The 18,217-nt window shown below is 71.2% G+C and carries 20 protein-coding genes; 12 read left to right on the plus strand and 8 right to left on the minus strand.

Features of this window, described 5'->3' with window-relative positions:
- Nucleotides 1–50 precede the first annotated feature (50 nt).
- The 5 genes from ACZ4IF_RS17470 to ACZ4IF_RS17490 all read right to left on the minus strand — a co-directional run bounded on the left by ACZ4IF_RS17470 (nt 51) and on the right by ACZ4IF_RS17490 (nt 4,739).
- Entirely contained in the window at nt 51–473 is a 423-nt protein-coding gene (locus ACZ4IF_RS17470; protein ID WP_467563792.1) for a hypothetical protein, read from the minus strand.
- 400 nt (nt 474–873) lie between these two features.
- On the minus strand, nt 874–2,373 hold the full coding sequence (locus ACZ4IF_RS17475) for a sensor histidine kinase (RefSeq protein WP_467563794.1): 1,500 nt from the start codon (nt 2,371–2,373) through the stop codon (nt 874–876).
- Nucleotides 2,370–3,101 (minus strand): response regulator transcription factor, encoded by a 732-nt coding sequence (locus ACZ4IF_RS17480; RefSeq protein ID WP_095935216.1) that lies wholly within the window; start codon nt 3,099–3,101, stop codon nt 2,370–2,372. Before ACZ4IF_RS17480 ends, ACZ4IF_RS17475 begins: the two co-directional genes overlap by 4 nt.
- Nucleotides 3,102–3,275: 174 nt before the next feature.
- Nucleotides 3,276–3,482, minus strand: a complete 207-nt coding sequence (locus tag ACZ4IF_RS17485) for a hypothetical protein (protein ID WP_467563796.1) — start codon at nt 3,480–3,482, stop codon at nt 3,276–3,278.
- Between the two features lie 60 nt (nt 3,483–3,542).
- Nucleotides 3,543–4,739, minus strand: a complete 1,197-nt coding sequence (locus ACZ4IF_RS17490; RefSeq protein ID WP_467563798.1) for a S1C family serine protease — start codon at nt 4,737–4,739, stop codon at nt 3,543–3,545.
- Nucleotides 4,740–5,084: 345 nt separating this feature from the next.
- Between ACZ4IF_RS17490 and ACZ4IF_RS17495 the strand changes: the two genes are divergently transcribed.
- Nucleotides 5,085–6,839 carry a trypsin-like serine protease gene (locus tag ACZ4IF_RS17495; RefSeq protein ID WP_467563800.1) on the plus strand — a complete coding sequence of 585 codons (1,755 nt, stop codon included), beginning with the start codon at nt 5,085–5,087 and terminating at the stop codon, nt 6,837–6,839.
- A gap of 95 nt (nt 6,840–6,934) precedes the next feature.
- Here the strand turns inward: ACZ4IF_RS17495 and ACZ4IF_RS17500 are convergent, their stop codons facing one another.
- Together ACZ4IF_RS17500 and ACZ4IF_RS17505 are read right to left on the minus strand one after the other, a co-directional pair.
- Nucleotides 6,935–7,957 carry a LacI family DNA-binding transcriptional regulator gene (locus tag ACZ4IF_RS17500; RefSeq protein ID WP_345646861.1) on the minus strand — a complete coding sequence of 341 codons (1,023 nt, stop codon included), beginning with the start codon at nt 7,955–7,957 and terminating at the stop codon, nt 6,935–6,937.
- Between the two features lie 52 nt (nt 7,958–8,009).
- Nucleotides 8,010–8,798, minus strand: a complete 789-nt coding sequence (locus tag ACZ4IF_RS17505) for a winged helix-turn-helix transcriptional regulator (RefSeq protein WP_467563802.1) — start codon at nt 8,796–8,798, stop codon at nt 8,010–8,012.
- A 250-nt stretch (nt 8,799–9,048) separates the two neighbouring features.
- On the opposite strand from ACZ4IF_RS17505, the gene ACZ4IF_RS17510 reads away from it, so the two are divergent.
- The 8 genes from ACZ4IF_RS17510 (at nt 9,049) to ACZ4IF_RS17545 (ending at nt 14,628) form a co-directional block, all read left to right on the plus strand.
- On the plus strand, nt 9,049–9,933 hold the full coding sequence (locus tag ACZ4IF_RS17510; protein ID WP_467563804.1) for an alpha/beta hydrolase: 885 nt from the start codon (nt 9,049–9,051) through the stop codon (nt 9,931–9,933).
- Between the two features lie 57 nt (nt 9,934–9,990).
- On the plus strand, nt 9,991–10,245 hold the full coding sequence (locus ACZ4IF_RS17515) for a MoaD/ThiS family protein (protein ID WP_467563806.1): 255 nt from the start codon (nt 9,991–9,993) through the stop codon (nt 10,243–10,245).
- An 8-nt stretch (nt 10,246–10,253) separates the two neighbouring features.
- Nucleotides 10,254–11,669 (plus strand): hypothetical protein, encoded by a 1,416-nt coding sequence (locus ACZ4IF_RS17520; protein WP_467563808.1) that lies wholly within the window; start codon nt 10,254–10,256, stop codon nt 11,667–11,669.
- A 151-nt stretch (nt 11,670–11,820) separates the two neighbouring features.
- On the plus strand, nt 11,821–12,564 hold the full coding sequence (locus ACZ4IF_RS17525; RefSeq protein WP_467563810.1) for an LmeA family phospholipid-binding protein: 744 nt from the start codon (nt 11,821–11,823) through the stop codon (nt 12,562–12,564).
- 281 nt (nt 12,565–12,845) lie between these two features.
- Nucleotides 12,846–12,926 (plus strand): putative leader peptide, encoded by an 81-nt coding sequence (locus tag ACZ4IF_RS17530; RefSeq protein ID WP_350310325.1) that lies wholly within the window; start codon nt 12,846–12,848, stop codon nt 12,924–12,926.
- A gap of 143 nt (nt 12,927–13,069) precedes the next feature.
- Entirely contained in the window at nt 13,070–13,915 is an 846-nt protein-coding gene (locus ACZ4IF_RS17535) for a sulfurtransferase (protein ID WP_095935208.1), read from the plus strand.
- A 30-nt stretch (nt 13,916–13,945) separates the two neighbouring features.
- Nucleotides 13,946–14,233 carry a DUF1416 domain-containing protein gene (locus ACZ4IF_RS17540; RefSeq protein WP_028804343.1) on the plus strand — a complete coding sequence of 96 codons (288 nt, stop codon included), beginning with the start codon at nt 13,946–13,948 and terminating at the stop codon, nt 14,231–14,233.
- 134 nt (nt 14,234–14,367) lie between these two features.
- Entirely contained in the window at nt 14,368–14,628 is a 261-nt protein-coding gene (locus ACZ4IF_RS17545) for a DUF3099 domain-containing protein (protein WP_028804344.1), read from the plus strand.
- Nucleotides 14,629–14,656: 28 nt separating this feature from the next.
- Here ACZ4IF_RS17545 and ACZ4IF_RS17550 read toward each other — a convergent pair whose 3' ends face one another.
- Nucleotides 14,657–15,019, minus strand: a complete 363-nt coding sequence (locus ACZ4IF_RS17550) for a DsrE family protein (protein WP_467563813.1) — start codon at nt 15,017–15,019, stop codon at nt 14,657–14,659.
- Nucleotides 15,020–15,292: 273 nt separating this feature from the next.
- On the opposite strand from ACZ4IF_RS17550, the gene ACZ4IF_RS17555 reads away from it, so the two are divergent.
- The 3 genes from ACZ4IF_RS17555 to ACZ4IF_RS17565 are packed head-to-tail and all read left to right on the plus strand — an operon-like array spanning nt 15,293 to nt 18,014.
- Nucleotides 15,293–16,030: a hypothetical protein gene (locus ACZ4IF_RS17555; RefSeq protein ID WP_467563815.1), complete on the plus strand. Its 738-nt coding sequence runs from the start codon at nt 15,293–15,295 to the stop codon at nt 16,028–16,030.
- On the plus strand, nt 16,027–16,959 hold the full coding sequence (locus ACZ4IF_RS17560; protein WP_467563817.1) for a hypothetical protein: 933 nt from the start codon (nt 16,027–16,029) through the stop codon (nt 16,957–16,959). The genes ACZ4IF_RS17555 and ACZ4IF_RS17560 overlap by 4 nt, the downstream gene beginning before the upstream one ends.
- On the plus strand, nt 16,956–18,014 hold the full coding sequence (locus ACZ4IF_RS17565) for a hypothetical protein (RefSeq protein WP_467563818.1): 1,059 nt from the start codon (nt 16,956–16,958) through the stop codon (nt 18,012–18,014). The genes ACZ4IF_RS17560 and ACZ4IF_RS17565 overlap by 4 nt, the downstream gene beginning before the upstream one ends.
- Nucleotides 18,015–18,217: the final 203 nt, after the last annotated feature.

Genomic DNA, 18,217 nt, shown 5'->3' on the forward strand with positions numbered 1-18,217 from the left:
CCCGCGGGTGGTTTGCCCTGCCGTGGTCACCCGGCCGCGCGGCAGCCGGGTCAGCCCGCCGGGCTGGTCAGGATGCAGTGCGGATAGTCGTTGTCCGGATCGCCGACGGCGACCCAGAGCTTCAGGATCTCGCCCTGCCTCAAGGCGGCGTAGGACGCGGGCTGCCGCTCACCCCTTTCGGGGTGATAGGCGTCGACGGAGTGAGCGGCGTCGAAGGTCACACCGACGAAGCTCTGCTCCTTGTTGGAGCCCTGCTCCCAGGTGCCTGTTCCGGACCAGGTCAGGCTGTCGTACCAGCCGACGGCGACGCAGACTTTGTCGGCGACGAACGTCCCGTCCTGCTTCAGTGTGAGGGTGCCGCCGTCGGCATCGGTCCAGGTGGTCCCAAGTTCGGCCGGTTTCAGCACGACCGGTTCGCCTTCGGGTGGCGGCATGACCGTGAACCTGCCGCAGGCCGTGAGAGCAAGGGCCATGGCGAGCAGGATCAGCGCACTACGACGGCGACGCAACACACTCCACCCCCAGCGGGTTCCGCAGGCCGCGTGCGCGACCGGTGGGCTCAAGAACGCATGCGTACCCTGACACAGATTTTGAACGTGTTCAAATAGTCGGTGTCGGTGGGCAGCGTCCCAGCCCGTCCGGCGTTCGAGGACGAGGCCGTTCAGGCCGGTGGGCGTCTGGGTGTGGAGCCCTCAGGGGATGGGCCGGGCAGGCGCGGCGGGGGCGAAGAAGCGTCGTGAGCCGACCGCGGCGCTGGGCGCGACGGGCGGGGAACGCCTGAGCCGAGGCGGGCCGGGAATGCCCGGGGGCGACGGGGCGACCCGGTGGACCGGAGTCCCAGGTCGACCACCGTTCCCAGGTGAGCCCGGGGTGTCATTCCGTTTCGTAGGGCTCGAACTTCTCGTACGTGCCGAAGAGTTCCGGCGGCGGCGTCGGCGCCCCGGGCAGCCGAACCGTCGCGACCGTACCGCCCCCCTGCGCGGGCCCGAGCGACACCTCGCCCCCGCACTGCTGCACCGTACGGGCCACGATCGAAAGACCGAGCCCCGACCCGGGCAGCGCACGCGCGGACTGGGAGCGCCAGAAGCGGTCGAAGACGTGCGGCAGCTCCTCCGCGGGGATGCCCGGCCCATGGTCGCGGACCGTCAGCTCGCCCTCCTTCAGCACGACCTCGATCGTGCCGCCCTCGGGGCTGAACTTCACCGCGTTGTCGAGGATGTTCACGATGGCCCGCTCCAGCGCGGCGGGCTCGGCCTTCACGAACCAGGGCTGGAGGTCCGCCGTGATCGTCAGCTCGGGCCCGCGCAGCCGGGCCCGGCGCAGTGCCGCCTCGACGGTGTCCTCCAGGGCGATGAATTCGAAGCGGTCGGCGGGCTGTCCGGAGTCCGACCGCGACAGCGTCTGGAGGTCGCCGATCAGTGCCGCCAGCTCGGTCATCTGCGCGGTGACCGAGGCGAGGAGCGCCTTGCGGTCCGCCGGGGGGAGCGGCCGGCCCGTCTCCTCGCTGCGGGAGAGGAGCTCTATGTTCGTCCGCAGCGAGGTGAGCGGCGTCCGCAGTTCATGGCCCGCGTCGGCGATGAGCTGCTGCTGGAGGTCGCGGGAGCTGGCGAGCGCGGACGTCATCGAGTTGAAGGAGCGGGACAGCCGGGCGACCTCGTCCTCACTGTCCTCCTCCACGGGGATGCGGATGGTGAGGTCCTCGGTGCGGGCCACGTGCTCGACGGCCTCGGTGAGCCGGTCCACGGGGCGCAGCCCGGCGCGGGCGACGGCCAGCCCGGCCGCCCCGGCGCCGACCACTCCGACGCCGCCGACGACGAGGAGGAACACGGCCAGCTCGCTGAGGGTGGAGTTGGTGCCGCTGAGCGGCAGGGCGTTCAGGACGGCGGCGTCCGCCACCACGGTCGGGTGGCCGTTGGGCCCGTCGATCGTCAGGGGGGCCGTCAGTACGCGTACGGGGTTGCCCTTGGTGTCGACGCCGTTGCGCAGGATGCCTTCGTCGCGGACCGGGTTCTTGGCCAGGCCGGTGTCGATGTCGGTGACCTTGACGGTGCCGAAGGAGTTCGAGGAGACGCAGGACTCGCCGTCGACCTTGACCACCTGGAGGTAGTACTCGGTGTTCGCGCGGAGCTCGCCCGGATCCGGTGCCTGGTCGCTCTGGTCGGTCTGGCCGCAGTTGGCGATGCTGTCGACGATGGCGGGCCGCATGGGGTGGCTCGCCTGCGACTTCAGCTCGCTGTCGACCTGGTCGTACAGCTTGCCGCGCACGATGAACCAGCACGTCACGGACACGGCGGCCACCGCGAACGCCACTGCCGCCGCCACCAGCAACGCCAGTCGCGACCGCAGCGGCAGAGCCCGGAACCTGCGGATCACTCCGCGCCGCCCGACCTGAGGACGTAGCCCACGCCCCGCACCGTGTGCACCAGGCGCGGCTCGCCGCCCGCCTCGGTCTTGCGGCGCAGGTACATGACGTACACGTCGAGGGAGTTGGACGAGGGTTCGAAGTCGAAGCCCCAGACCGCCTTCAGGATCTGCTCGCGGGTGAGGACCTGGCGCGGGTGGGCCATGAACATCTCCAGCAGGGTGAACTCCGTGCGGGTCAGTTCGACGGGACGGCCCGCCCGGGTGACCTCACGGGTCGCCAGGTCCATGCGGAGGTCGCCGAAGACGAGTGCGTCGTCCTCCTGGGTGCCGACCGCCGCCGCGGCGTACGAGCTGCGCCGCAGCAACGCCCTGACGCGCGCGAAGAGCTCGTCGAGCTCGAAGGGCTTGACGAGGTAGTCGTCGGCGCCGGCGTCCAGGCCGGTGACGCGGTCGCCGACCGTGTCGCGCGCGGTGAGCATCAGGATCGGCGTGGTCGTACCCGCGCCGCGCATCCGGCGTGCCGCCGTCAGCCCGTCCATGCGCGGCATCTGGATGTCCAGGACCACCAGGTCGGGCCGGCAGGCCGTCGCCTTCTCCAGGGCGTCCGCGCCATCGACCGCGACCTCGGTCTCGTACCCCTCGAAGGCGAGGCTGCGCTGCAGTGCTTCGCGCACGGCCGGCTCGTCGTCGACGATCAGGATGCGCTGGGGGTCACGGTCGCCATCGGCGGGGCTCATGGGCGTCGGTTCCTAGGGATGCGGTGGGACGGGGCTCGACTCATTCAGCCTCGCACGTTTCCGGGCGGGGGCGGAGAGGACCGGCGGGCCGCCGGAGGCCCGCCGGTCGTGGCGTGCGGCCCCCGGTGCGTACGGCGGACCGGTCCGGCGCCGGCCGCGTGGCGGGCACGGCGGTCAGCCCCGCAGGGCGTCCAGCCGGTGCAGGCGCACCCGGCGGCGGTGGGTCCGGGTGGCGGGGGTGCGGAGGCCCATCAGCTGCGGCGCGATCTCGGGCGCCCGGGCCGCGGTGGGGGCGTGCAGTTCCCTGACGACCGCCAGGGCCAGGTCCAGCTTGGCCGGATCGATGCCGGCGACCGTCGCGTGCGCTATCTGCTTGATCATGACGAACCTCCTGGATCGGTGCCCCTCGGGGCGGTGGTGCACGCTCGTCCGGGCGTGCGGTCAGCTGTCCGAGCCACCTGCCCGCAAATCGGCCAGGTCTGCCTTCACGGTGTTGATCGGGATGGCGAAGCCGAGGCCGACGCTGCCCGCGCTCGACGAGGAGGACGAGTCCGAAGCGGCCGAGTACATCGCCGAGTTGATGCCGATGATGTTGCCGTTCATGTCGATCAGGGCTCCGCCGGAGTTGCCCGGGTTGAGCGAGGCGTCGGTCTGGAGCGCCTTGTACGTCGTCGTCGACGACCCGGTGTCGCCGTTGAACTCGCGGCCGCCGAACTCGAACGGCCACCGGCCGCCGCCGTCGCCCTGCTGCTGGCCCTGGCTCTCGTCGGTCGAGACGGTCACGTCACGGTCGAGAGCGGAGACGATGCCGCTCGTGACCGTGCCGGTCAGGCCCTCGGGGGAGCCGATCGCGACGACCTGGTCGCCGACCTGGACGCCGTCGGAGTTGCCGAGCGTCGCGGTCTTCAGGCCGGACGGCGCGTCCTCCAGCTTGATCAGCGCGAGGTCCTTCTTGCTGTCGGTGCCGACGACCTGCGCGGTGTAGGACTTGCCGTTGCTCAGCTGCACCTTGATCGACGAGGCGCCGGAGACGACGTGGTTGTTGGTGATGATCTCGCCGTCGGTCGTGATGATCACGCCCGATCCGGTGGACGAGCCCGCGTTCGAGGTCGCGCCGATCTCGACGATGCTCGGGCTCACCGCCTTGGCGACCCCGGCGACCGTGCCCTTCTGGCTGGTGGGCACGACGTTGGTGCTGGTGCTGCTGGAGGCCACGGTGTCGCTGCCGGTGAGCTCCTGGATGCCGTACGCGGTGCCGCCGCCGATGGCCGCGGCGACTATGGCGACCGCCGCGAGCAGGGTGAGGGGGCCCTTGGCGCGCTTCTTCGCGGGTGCGGCCGGCTCGGCCTGGATGGTGGCGAACGCCGCGGTGGGAGCGGAGTCCGGCTCCGGGTACGCGGTCCAGCCGCCGCCGTGGCCGTCGCCTCCGTCACCGCCCTGACCGGTGCCCGGCCACACGGTGGTGCCCGGCTCGACGGCGTAGGGCCCGGCAGGCTCGTACGCCGGCGGGGGAGGCCACTCGGGGTTCACCGGTGAAGAGGCGTGCTGCTGGTGAGCCGCCCCCGGGTGCAGGGGGTGTGCCGGCTGGTGGTCGTCGCCCTGGGGGTGGTCGCCGCTGCGGCGGAAGCTCTCGGTCATGCAATTGAGAGTGTCCCGGGATCATGAGAGCTCCCTGAGTGTGCCCTGAGAAGCCCGACAGAACCTCGTATGCCCGATATAAAGGCCCGCGAGCCCGGGAAACAGCGGGTTGCGTGAGAGTGATGACTCGGAGGGCGATGGACGAATACTTGTCCGACCGCTGTGAAGGCCGTGTGCACAGGGACTCCTGAGGCCTACGCTCTCCGCGCCGGAGGGGGGCTCCGCGGTAGGCCTGAATCGATGCAGCGACTGCTGTCGCGTCGTTCGGGCCGGTGCGTCGTACGCCCTTTTCGGGCCTCTCACGACATGGAACACCACCACACGCACCCACCTCAGGAGCCCCGAGTGATACGTGCCCTGCGCGGTCGCTTCAGACGCCGCGCCACGGCGTTGCCCACGGCCGCTCTCGCGCTGGCGCTGACCTGCGCCGGCGCGGTCGCGGCGCAGCCCGCGACCGCCGCCGACAACCCGGCCGGACTGCCCGACGCGAACGTCGCCCAGTCCGTGAACCCCGCCCCGACCGCCTCCGACAAGGAACTGCACCGCCGGGTGGTCGAGGCGGCGAAGGACCGGGCGACCCCGGAGACGGACCCCAAGAAGACGCCGTTCATCATCGGCGGCAGCGAGACGACGATCTCGAGCGCCCCATGGATGGTCCAGCTCGCCTACTACGACGACACGACGGGCGCGGGCTACTTCTGCGGTGGCACGCTCGTCGCCCCGAACAAGGTCCTGACCGCGGCGCACTGCGTCGCGGGCCTCGACTGGAAGCAGAACGGCGCGGTCGTGGCCGGCACCGCCGACCTGTACGACGGCACCAGCGGCACGGTCGCGGGCGTCTGGCGCCAGTGGAACCACCCGCGCTACAACGCGGACACCATCCAGCACGACATCGCCGTCCTCACCCTCGACCGCCCGCTGGACCAGCAGTGGATGCGTCTGGCCGCCGCCAACGACACCCCCTGGTACCACCCGGGCAGCACCGCCACCGTCTACGGCTGGGGCCTGACCTCCGGCGCCGACGGTGCCGATCTGTCCGCCAAGCTCCGCAAGGTCGACCTGACCCTGCGCACCGACGCCACCTGCGACTCCGCCATGAGGGCGGTCCTCGGCGAGGACGACTTCATCGAGGGCTCGATGTTCTGCGCCGGCACCCCGGCCTCCGGAACCGACGAGGGCACCAAGAGCCCCTGCAACGGCGACTCCGGCGGCCCGGTCATCGTCGCGGGCAAGGTCATCGGCATCGTCTCGTGGGGGGTCTCGGGCTGCACGGCCAAGGGCGCCTTCCCGGTGTTCACCAAGGTGTCCTCGTACACCTGGGCGGCCCAGCCGCGGATCGACGACACCGACCTGTCCTTCGACGGCAAGGCCGACATCCTGGAGCGCACCCCCTCCGGCGGGCTGTTCGAGCAGGACAGCAAGGGCACCTCGCTCGCCCGGCGCGCCTTCCAGGGCAGCGGATGGCAGGGCATCAGCTGGGGCCTGCAGGCCGACCTGGACCGGGACTTCTACCAGGACCTGATCGTCCGCGACAAGGGCGACGGCAAGCTGTACCGGGACTACCTGGACCACTCCACCGGTGAGTTCACGTGGATGCAGATCAGCTCGGTGTGGGGCGGCTACAAGTCGTACGCCGTCCCCGGCGACATGACCGGTGACGCCCGCCCCGACCTGGTCGCGGTGGACGCCGACGGCTCGGTCTACCTCTACCCGGGCAAGGGCAACGGCCAGTTCTACGGGCGCGTCAAGGTCGTCGACAGGTCCTGGAAGAACGTCAAGATCTTCGGTCACGGCGATCTGTCCGGTGACGGCCGTGCCGACCTGCTGGTCCGCAACAGCTCGGGCGTCCTGTACCTCTACCGGGGCACCCAGCAGGAGCACACCCCCTGGTCGACGCGGATCCAGGCGCGTACGGGCTGGAACTTCACCTCGTACGTCGCCAATGGCGACGTGACCGGTGACGGCATCGCGGATGTCGTCACCCGCGACTCCGGCGGCAAGCTGTGGCTCTACCCGGGCACCAACAAGGCCTCCAGCAGCCTCTTCGGCTCACGGATCGGCCTGGGCAGCGGCTTCAACCAGTACAACCTGCTGTTCTGAACCGTCCCGAACGCGCCGGTCCCGCGATCCCCGCGGGGCCGGCGCAGCCGTGCGGGCCGCCGCGGGCCGCTCGCCGCCGTGAGACCTGGTGGGAGCTATTCGCAGCCGCAGGAGCGGCGGACCACCAGGCGCGACGGGAACTGCTTCAGCCGCTCACGGCGGGAGCCGGCCACCCGCAGGCCGTCGTCGAGGACGAGGTCCACGGCGGCGCGGGCCATGGCCGAACGGTCCGATGCGATCGTTGTCAGCGGCGGGTCCGTCAGGGCCGCTTCCTTGACGTCGTCGAAGCCCGCCACGGCCAGCTCGCCCGGCACGTCGATGCGCAGCTCGCGGGCCGCGCGCAGCAGACCGATCGCCTGGTCGTCGGTGGAGCAGAAGATGGCGGGCGGCCGGTCGGGCCCCGCCAGCAGCTCCAGGGCGACCTGGTACGCGTCGTAGCGGTTGTACGGCGCCTCGAAGAGCCGGCCCTCGGTGGGGATCCCGGCCTCCTGCATCGCGCGCCGCCAGCCCTCGACGTGGTCGGAGACGGGGTCGCCGACCGCGGGCGTCTCGGCGGTGCCGCCGAGACAGGCGACGTACTCGTACCCGTGCTCCAGCAGGTGGCGGACCGCGAGCTGCGCGCCGCCCAGGTCGTCCGTGACGACCGCGACGTCGTCGATCGCCTCCGGGCGCTCGTGCAGCAGCACCACGCGGGCGTCCCAGGCGTCGATCTCGGCGGCCGCGTGGTCGTTCAGCGCATGGCTGACGAGGATCAGTCCGGAGACCCGCATGCCGAGGAAGGCCCGCAGATAGTGGACCTCGCGCTCGGCGATGTAGTCGGTGTTGCCGACGAGCACCATCTTCCCGCGCTCGGCGGCGGCCTGTTCGACCGCGTGCGCCATCTCGCCGAAGAACGGCTGACGCGCGTCCGGGATGATCAGGCCTATGAGTTCGGTGCGGCGCGACGCCATGGCCTGGGCGACCCGGTCGGGCCGGTATCCCAGCTCCTTGATCGCGGCGAGGACGCGCTCGCGCGTGGCCGGGGCGACCGGCCGGGGTCCGTTGTTGATGACATAGCTGACGACCGCGGTGGAAGTCCCCGCCAGTCGCGCCACATCATCCCGAGTCACCTTGGCCACGCGCGGAGTCTACGCGGATGGACCGCCTCTGGGCAGGGCGTACGGGAGGCTTCTAGGCCTCCGCGGTCACCTCGGTGGCGTCCACGGCGTCCACGCGAGCCGTCTCGTCCCCATCATCCGCCTTTGGCCGGGCCGCCTTGGCCTTCGCCTCGTCCGCCGAGCGGTCCAGCTTTTCGGGCGTAACGAATCGATAACCGACGTTCCGGACGGTGCCGATCAGCGACTCGTGCTCGGGTCCGAGCTTCGCGCGGAGCCTTCGCACGTGGACGTCTACCGTCCTCGTGCCGCCGAAGTAGTCGTAGCCCCAGACCTCCTGGAGCAGCTGGGCGCGGGTGAAGACGCGGCCCGGGTGCTGGGCGAGGTACTTCAGGAGCTCGAACTCCTTGAAGGTCAGGTCGAGGACCCGGCCCTTGAGCTTGGCGCTGTAGGTCGCCTCGTCCACGGAGAGGTCGCCGTTGCGGATCTCCATGGGGGAGTCGTCGTTGACGATCTGCTGGCGGCCCATGGCCAGGCGCAGCCGCGCCTCCACCTCGGCCGGCCCCGCGGTGTCGAGCAGCACGTCGTCGATGCCCCAGTCGGCGGTGACGGCGGCGAGACCGCCCTCCGTGACGACGAGGATCAGCGGACAGCCCGGTCCCGTGGAACGCAGCAGCTGGCACAGGCTGCGGACCTGGGGCAGATCACGGCGGCCGTCGATGAGGATGACATCGGCGCCGGGGGTGTCGACGAGAGCGGGGCCTTCCGCCGGAGCCACTCGCACGTTGTGCAGGAGCAGGCCGAGAGCGGGAAGCACCTCCGTCGACGGCTGGAGGGCATTGGTGAGGAGCAGCAGAGAACTCATCGCGCCCCTCCTGCCCGGGTCGTCATACGTTCGTGCACGGTTCGCTCGCCCATAACGTCTCGTTCCTCCTCGGTCCCTGCGAGGACGTTTGCGGCACTGCTTCGTACGTGCGGTTCCCGCGCCCTGGGATCCGCTGCGCGTCCGACGCCCGTACACCTGCGGTTTCCCGCTTCGTATACAACGCTTCCGAAAGCACAAAAGGACCCGGGGGCTACGCTGCCCGAGTCCTCTGCCCAGCAGAATAGCCCACATGAGCTCAGGTCCGGCAGGTCAAGTGACGCGATCTTCCCGTCGTCCACCCCTTGAGACGGCGCCGCGCGGCCCGCTGCGCACGTTTCTGCGCACCACGGACGGAGTGTCCGTCGAAGCCGCGTACGACCCCGGAACGACGCCTTCGGGTGACCTCGCGATCGTCGTCGCGCACGGTTTCACGGGTGATCTGGACCGCCCCCACGTGCGCCGTGCGGCGGACGTCCTGGGGCGGAACGCGGCGGTCGTCACCTTCTCCTTCCGTGGTCACGGCCGTTCCGGCGGGCGTTCCACGGTCGGCGACCGGGAGGTCCTCGACCTGGCGGCCGCGGTCGCCTGGGCGCGGGCGCTCGGACACACACGGATCGCGACCGTCGGCTTCTCCATGGGCGGCTCCGTGGTGCTGCGGCACGCGGCCCTGTACGGGCCGGCAGCGGGGGAGCGGGCCGCGCGGCCGGGAGAAGAGGACCAGGAGCACGAGGGGCGCACGGATGCGCGGACGGACGCGGTGGTTTCGGTGAGCGCACCGGCCCGCTGGTACTACCGGGGCACCGCCCCTATGCGGCGCCTGCACTGGCTGGTAACCCGCCCGGTCGGCCGCGTCGTCGGCCGCTACGGTCTGCGCACCCGCATCCACCACCGCGAGTGGGACCCGGTGCCCGTGTCCCCCGTCGAGTCCGTCCCCCTCATCGCGCCCACCCCACTGCTGATCGTCCACGGCGACCGGGACGGCTACTTCCCGCTGGACCACCCGCGGATGCTCGCCGACGCCTCCGGTGGTCACGCCGAGCTGTGGCTGGAGCACGGCATGGGCCATGCCGAGAACGCCAGTGACGACGGGCTGCTGGCCCGTATCGGCGACTGGGCCGTCAGGTACGCCAGCTAGCCTGACGGTGTTCACAGGATCCACTGATTCTCACCAAGCCACTGATTGAGGAACGAGATGGCAAAGGGCACGGTGCGTTACTGGGCCGCCGCCAAGTCCGCGGCAGGCGTCGCCGAGGAGCCGTACGACGCGGGCACGCTCGCCGAGGCGCTCGACGCGGCCCGCGAGCGACACCCCGGCGAACTCGTCCGCGTCCTGCGGCGATGCTCGTTCCTCATCGACGGTGACCCCGTGGGTACCCGCGGGCATGAGACGGTACGGCTGGCCGAGGGCGGCACGGTCGAGGTGCTCCCGCCGTTCGCAGGAGGGTGAACGAGACGATGAGCAACCAGCCGCACGAGGGCAGGTACGAGCATCCCCACGAGGGATACGACCCGTATCGGCAGCAGCAGTCGCAGCCGTCCGCGCACCACCCGCAGCAGCAGAACGCGCCCGAGCCCGACTGGCAGCAGCACACCCAGCAGTGGGAGGGGCAGACCTGGGAGACCCAGATGCAGCCCCCGGTGCCGGCCGCGGACACGGCCTACCTGCCGCCGCAGGGGTATCAGCAGGCGTATCAGGGGCAGGGGCAGGATCAGGGGTACCAGGAGCCGTACGGGTACGGCCACGGGCACGGGCCGGGCGCCACGGCGCAGCCGCTTCCGCAGGAGAACGCGCACGGTGCGGCTCAGGGCTGGGACCACACCCAGGCCCAGTACCAGCAGCAGGGCCACCAGGCGCAGCAGCAGCCCGTCCAGCACCAGCAGCCGCAGCACCATCAGCAGGCGCAGGCCCAGTACCAGCAGCAGCCGGTCCAGCAGGCGCAGCACCAGCAGCAGCCGGTCCAGCAGGCGCAGCACCAGCAGCAGCCGGTCCAGCCGCAGCACCAGCAGGCGCAGGCCCGGTCGACGCACGTCCAGGCGCAGCCGCAGCAGCCCGGGGCGCCCGCCGAGGACGGGGCGTCCGGGTACGGTCCGCCGACCCTCACCGGCAACGCGCGCATCACCGACGCCCAGCGGGCCCGCGCCGAGGGCCGCTCGCCGATCATCGAGCCCGGGATCCAGCCCGCCGGCCTGACCGCGGCGCTCGGGCTCCTGATGTCCGGCACCGCGGCGGTCGGGGAATACGCCCTGCTCGCCCCCCTCGTCCTCCTCCAGGCCGTCACCGCGGCGGGATGGTTCCGGCTGAACGGCATGTGGCCGGCCCGGCAGGGCATCGCCCTCGCCTTCCTGGGCGCGGTGACCGCCGACGTCGCCCTGCTCGTGGCGGGCCGGGAGAACGCGCCCGCCGCGATCCTCGGCACGCTCGGCGTGTGGGTGCTCCTCACCCTCGTCCTGCAGCTGCGCAGCCACGCCGACCCGGACACCCGGATGTACGGCCTGATGGCGACCGTCGCCTCGGCGGCGCTGTCGATCGTCGCGGCCGGACACCTCGCGGCCGAACCGGACGCCGTCACGGTGGGCGCGGCCGCGGTCGCCGTGGCGATCCTGGCCCGTGCGCTGCCGCTGCCGACGGCGGCCTCCGTCGCGGTGGCGCTGCTCGCCGCCGCGGGAGCCGGTGTCGCGCTGGGCGGTGCGACGGACCTGGGCGCGAAGGGGGCCGTCCTCGGCCTCGGCGCGGGTGTGTGCGCGCTGATCGGCCACCGGGTGGCCAGCTACGACTACCCGTCACGGTTCGTCCACTTCACCGCGGGTGTGGCCCTTCCGCTGGCCGCGGCGGCCCCGGCGGTCTACCTGCTGGGCAGGGCGCTGGGCTGAGGCCCGTCGTGCCGTCCGGCGGCCTTGTCACAGGTGATCGACAACTTTCTGTGCACCCCCGGCCGGTCCTCGGCCGGGGTTAGGCTCGCGCTGGACGGCCACCCGGGTCGTCGAGACCGACCGAGCCGGCCGACGTGGGGGAACACCGAGCATGCGCGCGCTGCGAATAATCCTGATCGTCGTCGTGGTCCTGGGCGGCCTGTTCGTGATCGCGGACCGGGTGGCGGTCGGATTCGCGGAGGACGAGGCGGCCGACCGGATCAAGAGCACCGAGGGACTGTCCAGCACCCCCGACGTGTCCATCGAGGGCTTCCCGTTCCTCACCCAGGTGGTCAGCGGTGAACTCGACGACGTGAAGATCGGCATCAAGGACTACGAGGCGTCGACGGGCGGCACGAACGCCGCCACCGCCAAGATCCGGATCGACGACCTGAGCGCCGAGATGCACGGTGTCGCGTTCAGCGGCGACTACAGCTCCGCCACCGCCGACAGCGCGACGGGGACCGCCACCATCTCCTACGACGAGCTGCTCAAGGCCGCCAAGTCCGAGCCCGCGCAGGTGGCCCCCGGTGTCACCGCCCAGGTCATCGGCCTCTCCGACGGCGGTGACGGCAAGGTCAAGGTCACGGTCTCGGCGACGGTCCTCGGCACCAAGCTGCCCCAGCCGGTCTCCGTGCTCAGCTCCGTCAGCGTCCACGGCGACACGGTGAGGGTGCACGCCGACTCCCTGCCCAAGCTGGGCGTCGAGCTCGCCGAGGGCCGTATCCGGTCCATCACCGACTTCCAGCAGAAGATCGACGAGCTGCCGGGCGGCATCGAGCTCGACAAGGTCGAGGCGGCCGAGGACGGCGTCGACATCTCGGTGAAGGGTTCGGACGTCAAGCTGGTCGGGTAGCCGGCCGGCGAGTCGGTTGAGCAGCCGGCCGGGGCGCGGTGGCGTGGGCCGGGCAGGCGCGCCGACCGCGGCCCGAGGGCCTTGTGCGGGCCTCCGGGCGGCCCGGTGTCCGAGGGGCGAGACGGCCCGGTCCGTACAGCAGATGGGATGACGGATCCGGGTACCCGGAAACCGTGCGGGCGTGGCCTCGGCGGCCGGTGCGTCCCGCAGTGTGGACGATCGCATCTCAGCATGCGACACACCGGTGACATGCCCGCCTGTCCGTCCCTACGATCGGACGCATGAAGCGACAGGCGGATCTCACGAAGCGGCGGGCAGTCGACCTGTGCCGCGTCGCCGCCATGCTCTGTCGCACCTTCTGAGCGGAAGCGTTCCGACTTCCGCGAGCCGGGCCCTCGACCTCTCTTGTCGGGGCCACCCCTGCGCCGCGCAGCCCTCACCGGCACGACCGCGCATTTCTCTCTAACGCCCCGCCCCGCCGCAACTGCCCCGGAGGAGAAAGAGCATGAGCCGCAGCGACGTCCTGGTAGACGCCGACTGGGTCCAGGACCACCTGGACGACCCGAACGTGGCCGTCGTCGAGGTCGACGAGGACACGTCGGCGTACGAGAAGAACCACATCAAGAACGCCATCCGGATCGACTGGACCAAGGACCTCCAGGACCCGGTGCGCCGTGACTTCATCGACCAGGAGGGCTTCGAGAAGCTCCTGTCGTCGAAGGGCATCGGCAACGACACGCTCGTCGTCCTCTACGGCGGCAACAACAACTGGTTCGCGTCGTACGCCTACTGGTACTTCAAGCTCTACGGCCACGAGAACGTGAAGCTCCTCGACGGCGGCCGCAAGAAGTGGGAGCTCGACTCCCGCGACCTCGTCGACGGCTCGCAGGTGCCCGAGCGCGCCGCCACCGACTACAAGGCGAAGGCCCAGAACACCGCGATCCGCGCCTTCCGTGACGACGTCGTCGCCGCGATCGGCTCGCAGAACCTGGTCGACGTCCGTTCGCCCGACGAGTTCAGCGGCAAGCTGCTCGCCCCGGCCCACCTGCCGCAGGAGCAGTCCCAGCGCCCGGGCCACGTCCCGACCGCCCGCAACATCCCGTGGTCGAAGAACGCCAACGACGACGGCACCTTCAAGTCGGACGACGAGCTCAAGGAGCTCTACGCCGACGAGCAGGTCGACCTGGCCAAGGACACGATCGCCTACTGCCGCATCGGTGAGCGCTCGGCGCTCACCTGGTTCGTGCTGCACGAGCTGCTCGGTGTGGAGAACGTCAAGAACTACGACGGCTCCTGGACCGAGTACGGCTCCCTGGTCGGCGTGCCGATCGAGCTCGGCGCCAACAAGTAACCCCCAAGGCCTGAAGGACGGAATCGAAATATGTGTGGAGCGAAGGCCGGCGGCCCCGACGCCTCGACGATCAAGCCCGGTGAGACCACGATCCAGGGTCAGGTGACCCGCGACGGCCAGCCGGTGACGGGTTACGTCCGCCTGCTGGACTCGACCGGCGAGTTCACCGCCGAGGTCCCGACCTCGGCGACCGGGCAGTTCCGCTTCTACGCGGCCGAGGGCACCTGGACCGTGCGCGCCCTGGTCCCGGGCGGCAGCGCCGACCGCACGGTCGTCGCCCAGACGGGCGGCCTCGCCGAGGTCGCGATCGCCGTCTGACGGCACCGCCAGAACGGCCGAAGGGCCGCACCCCCGGGGGTTGGACGCTTACCGGATCGGGGTGCGGCCCTTCGGCTTGCCCGGGGCCCGCGCATCCCTGCGCCACCTGGCTTCCACGGGCCTACGCTGGTGGTATGTACGCACGCAGGCGTCACGTGTACTTCGCCATGATGGGGACGTGCATCGGGCTCTTCGTCCTGGCCTGGGGAGTGGTGCGCCTCTGGTCGATTCCCGTGGCCGTGGGCATGTGCGTGGTGGCGATGGTGATTCCTCCGGTGGCCGCGATGGTGGCCAACCGGCGCGGCCCCGAGGACCGCTGGTGGGACGATCCCTCCGGCGATCCCGAGTCCGACAAGTGGTGGGACGAGCTGGACGGCAAGAAGCCGCGCCAGTGAGCCCGCGCTCCGGCCGCCCCCGGCGGTGTCAGTAGACGAGGGCCTGGGTCCCGTCCGTCATCGCCTCCTGGACGAAGACCTGCGCGCCCGCGATGCGCACGCCCTTGAGGACGTCGTCCTCCGTGATCTCCCGCCGTGCGGCGCACTGGGTGCACAGGGTGATGCGGCCACCCGCCAGGATCGAGTCGATCAGGTCGGGCAGCGGTGCGGCGTGCGGAAGTTCGAACTCGGCCGCGCGGCCCGGCAGGGCGAACCACGAGGACTCGCCGGTCAGCCACAGGGAGACCTCGACGCCACTGGCCACGGCCACCGCCGCGACGGTGAACGCCTGTGAGCAGCGCTCCGGGGCGTCGGCCCCCGCCGTCACCTTGATCACGAGCTTTTTCGCCATGGCCGAATGGTAGTCCGAATCGTAATCAAGTCCCGTACAACTCCATGCATGGGCCATGGGTCTCCTGTGCGCGCGGATACGGAATCTGCGCTTCACGTTCTGTGGGGGGACGTCATGGAAGTACCTGAAGGACCCGAAACACCTGAAAGACCGGTCGTACCTGGAGTTGTGCCGGTTGCCGATCCCGGCACGGCCGCTCCTGGCGGTGCCGGTCCGTCCGCGCCTGCCCAGCCGGCCGAGGTGCCGACCGCGGTACCGGCGGAGTCGTCCGCCGTGCCGGCCGAGTCGTCCGCCGTGCCGGACGGCACCCCGGCGCGGCCCGCCCGCCGGCGCGGTCGCACGACCCTGATCGTCGCCACCGCTGCCGTACTCGGCCTCGTCGCCGGAACCTGCGTCGGCTATCTGGTCCAGGCCGACCGCGAGCCCACCAAGCTGCCGTCGCTGTCGCAGCCGGTGGTGGCGCAGGCCAAGGGCGAGGGCCCCGAGCCGCTGTCCGCCGCCCAGGACCGCCGGGTGAAGACCGACGGCGACCTGCGCAAGCTGCTGATCAAGCGGCCCAAGGGCACGAAGGTGCCCGACTGGGAGCCCGGCGAGGACGGCTGGCTGAACATGGCCGACTACGCCGACCAGCTGGAGGACTCGGACCGCGAGTTCGGCGACCTCGTCAAGTCGGAGTACCGCCGGGCCGCCGGCACCAGCTGGCTGGTCGGCAGCAACCAGAGCGTCGAGATCCGGCTGGTGCAGTACCGCCAGGAGGAGAGCCTCGGTGCCTCCGACCGCGTCGCCTGGTGGGACACGGACGACACCAGCAGTTGGCCCATCCCGGGCGCGGGCGACGGCATGGTCTACCTCTTCAAGGTCGAGAGGAAGGCCGGTTACCTGCCCCTCTACAAGGCGCAGGCGTCCGCCTCGCGCGGCGACATCGCCATGGAGATCTGGATCTACGACACCAAGCCGATCCCGAAGTCCAAGATCATGGACCTGGCCAAGCGGCAGATGGAGCGGCTGTGACCGAGCAACCGACGAACCCGGAATCCACGGACCAGTCCGCGACCCCGGCGCAGCAGCCCGCGACCCCCATGGACAGCGCCCCGGTTCCCGCTCCGGCACCCGCGCAGGATGCCGCCCCGGCACCCGTGTCCGATGTTGTCCAGGCACCGGCCCAGGACCCCGTCCAGGACCCCGCGCCCGCGAAGAAGCCCGTACGCCGTGGCCGCGTCGCCGCCGTCGCCGGCTCCCTCGTCCTCGTCGGCGCGCTCGTCGGCGGTGTCGGCTACACCGTCGTGACGGTCCAGGACGCCGACCGCGACGCGGGCGCGCCCACCTGGAAGTTCCCCAAGGGGCAGAAGGAGGAGGCCAAGGCGGCGAAGAGCTCCTCGTCCCTCGCCTCCATGCTCGTGCCGTACGACGACGGCTGGACCCGGGGCCCCGACATCGCCGGGTTCGGCTCGGACGCCGCGCTCAGCGGCGGCCAGGCGGCCGCCCTGCGCAAGGAGTCGATCCGTGATCTGCCCCGCTCCCAGCGGCGGCGGATCGAGAAGGAGATCGACAAGCAGCACACCAAGGGCATGGCGATGCGCAGCTACCTCTACGGCGGCTCCACGCTCGACGACGACGGCACCTACACCGTCAGCGTCGAGCTGGCGCAGATCGAGGACAAGCGGGCCGTGCGGAACATGTCGACGTTCCAGAACGAGTTCCTGGAGGCACTCTCCGTCTTCCGGCACGGGCCGAAGATCGAGGGCCACAAGAACGCCAAGTGCTTCCTGCCGCCCAAGGACAAGGAGGAGAAGCTCGACATGATGGTCTGCTCCGCCTACCAGGGCGACGTGCTGGTCAGCGCCACCGCGTACGCGGCGAAGCCACTGAACACCAAGGGGGTCGCGAAGCTCCTGCGCGAGCAGCTCGACCGCATCGAGGAGCCGGGGGAGGCGGTATGACCGAGCAGACGACACCGACCGGGACACCCGCGGAGCCGGAGGCCACGGCCGCTCCGCTCCAGAGCGGGTCGCCCGCCACCGCGGAGCCGCAGGCCCCGGCCGCCCCGCCGGCCCCGGCCGCACCGCCGGCCGCGGTCCAGGCGCCGTCGGCCCCGGTGGCCCCGCCCGTGCCGGACCTGCCGCCGGCGCCGCCCGCCACCGTCCAGGGCCAGGTGCCCGCGACGGCCGAAGGCCAGGTGCCTGTCACCGTCGAGGGCCAGGTGCCCGAGGCGAGCGCGGTGAAGGTGAAGAAGGACCGCAGGGTCCTGCGCGCCGTGCTGCGCTGGACGGCCGCCACCGTGGTCTTCGCGGCGGTCGGCACGGCCGCCGCGTACGGCATCACGCGGATGGAGCGCACCGACGTACCGGGTCTGGCGACGCAGGCCGACGGACGCTGGGACTACCCGACGATCAGCAAGCCGCCGCTGCCGTCCGGCAGTCCGGGCCCGTTCGCCGAGGCGAACACGAGCGGCAGCCACTACGCCGACCTGCGCAAGCTCGTGCTGCCCGCGCCCAAGGGCGCGAAGGCCGACGTGGCGCTGCGCGGCGAGGACGGCTGGCTGACGCGGAAGGCGTTCCTGGCCGAGTACGCCGAGAAGACGGACCGGGACACCGTCGGCCAGCTGCTGACCGACTACGGCCTGCGGCACATCGCCGCGCGCGGCTGGACCGCGGCCGACGGCACGCGGACGAGGATCTACCTGCTCCAGTTCGACACCGCGGCCGTCGCGGAGGACCTGGCGTCCACCCAGCTCGCGAACTACGACTCGGCGCAGTTCGCGGTGCGCGGTGTCACCGGCACCGAGCGGGACGAGAAGTTCCCGGAGCGCGCCGCGGTCGACGAGATCACCCGGTTCGCGTACACGGAGACCAAGCCGTACGGTGCCGAGCAGGTCCGGGAGGCGTACCTGTCGGCGGGCGACACCGTCGCGCTCGTCGTGCAGTCCCACAAGGGCCTTGCGAAAGCGGTCCCGTTCCAGCAGACGGTGATCCTGCAGAGTCAGCTGCTCGGCTGATCCGGGCGGCCCCGCGAGGGCGTACCTGACCGAGAGAGCCGGGCCCCAGCCGCGTAAGCTGGGGCCCGGCCTTGTGTACCGCCGATCCGCTCATGCGAGGAGCACCCTGTGGAGATCTTCTTCGAAACCCTGCTGGTCCTGGTCTGCGTCGGCGTTCTCGCCTTCGCCGGTCTGACCGTGAAGAAGCTGTACCAGGGCCAGCG

This window comes from Streptomyces sp. NPDC025784 (assembly GCF_055558435.1).

Excerpts from the sequence above, each read along its gene's own strand:
- ACZ4IF_RS17470 (WP_467563792.1), bottom strand. The coding sequence starts at position 473 with ATGGCCCTTGCTCTCACGGCCTGCGGCAGGTTCACGGTCATGCCGCCA.
- ACZ4IF_RS17515 (WP_467563806.1), top strand. The coding sequence starts at position 9,991 with ATGGCAAAGGGCACGGTGCGTTACTGGGCCGCCGCCAAGTCCGCGGCA.
- ACZ4IF_RS17505 (WP_467563802.1), bottom strand. The coding sequence starts at position 8,798 with ATGAGTTCTCTGCTGCTCCTCACCAATGCCCTCCAGCCGTCGACGGAG.
- ACZ4IF_RS17550 (WP_467563813.1), bottom strand. The coding sequence starts at position 15,019 with ATGGCGAAAAAGCTCGTGATCAAGGTGACGGCGGGGGCCGACGCCCCG.
- ACZ4IF_RS17490 (WP_467563798.1), bottom strand. The coding sequence starts at position 4,739 with ATGACCGAGAGCTTCCGCCGCAGCGGCGACCACCCCCAGGGCGACGAC.
- ACZ4IF_RS17510 (WP_467563804.1), top strand. The coding sequence starts at position 9,049 with ATGAGCTCAGGTCCGGCAGGTCAAGTGACGCGATCTTCCCGTCGTCCA.
- ACZ4IF_RS17525 (WP_467563810.1), top strand. The coding sequence starts at position 11,821 with ATGCGCGCGCTGCGAATAATCCTGATCGTCGTCGTGGTCCTGGGCGGC.
- ACZ4IF_RS17540 (WP_028804343.1), top strand. The coding sequence starts at position 13,946 with ATGTGTGGAGCGAAGGCCGGCGGCCCCGACGCCTCGACGATCAAGCCC.
- ACZ4IF_RS17535 (WP_095935208.1), top strand. The coding sequence starts at position 13,070 with ATGAGCCGCAGCGACGTCCTGGTAGACGCCGACTGGGTCCAGGACCAC.
- ACZ4IF_RS17545 (WP_028804344.1), top strand. The coding sequence starts at position 14,368 with ATGTACGCACGCAGGCGTCACGTGTACTTCGCCATGATGGGGACGTGC.
- ACZ4IF_RS17520 (WP_467563808.1), top strand. The coding sequence starts at position 10,254 with ATGAGCAACCAGCCGCACGAGGGCAGGTACGAGCATCCCCACGAGGGA.
- ACZ4IF_RS17530 (WP_350310325.1), top strand. The coding sequence starts at position 12,846 with ATGAAGCGACAGGCGGATCTCACGAAGCGGCGGGCAGTCGACCTGTGC.
- ACZ4IF_RS17565 (WP_467563818.1), top strand. The coding sequence starts at position 16,956 with ATGACCGAGCAGACGACACCGACCGGGACACCCGCGGAGCCGGAGGCC.
- ACZ4IF_RS17480 (WP_095935216.1), bottom strand. The coding sequence starts at position 3,101 with ATGAGCCCCGCCGATGGCGACCGTGACCCCCAGCGCATCCTGATCGTC.
- ACZ4IF_RS17485 (WP_467563796.1), bottom strand. The coding sequence starts at position 3,482 with ATGATCAAGCAGATAGCGCACGCGACGGTCGCCGGCATCGATCCGGCC.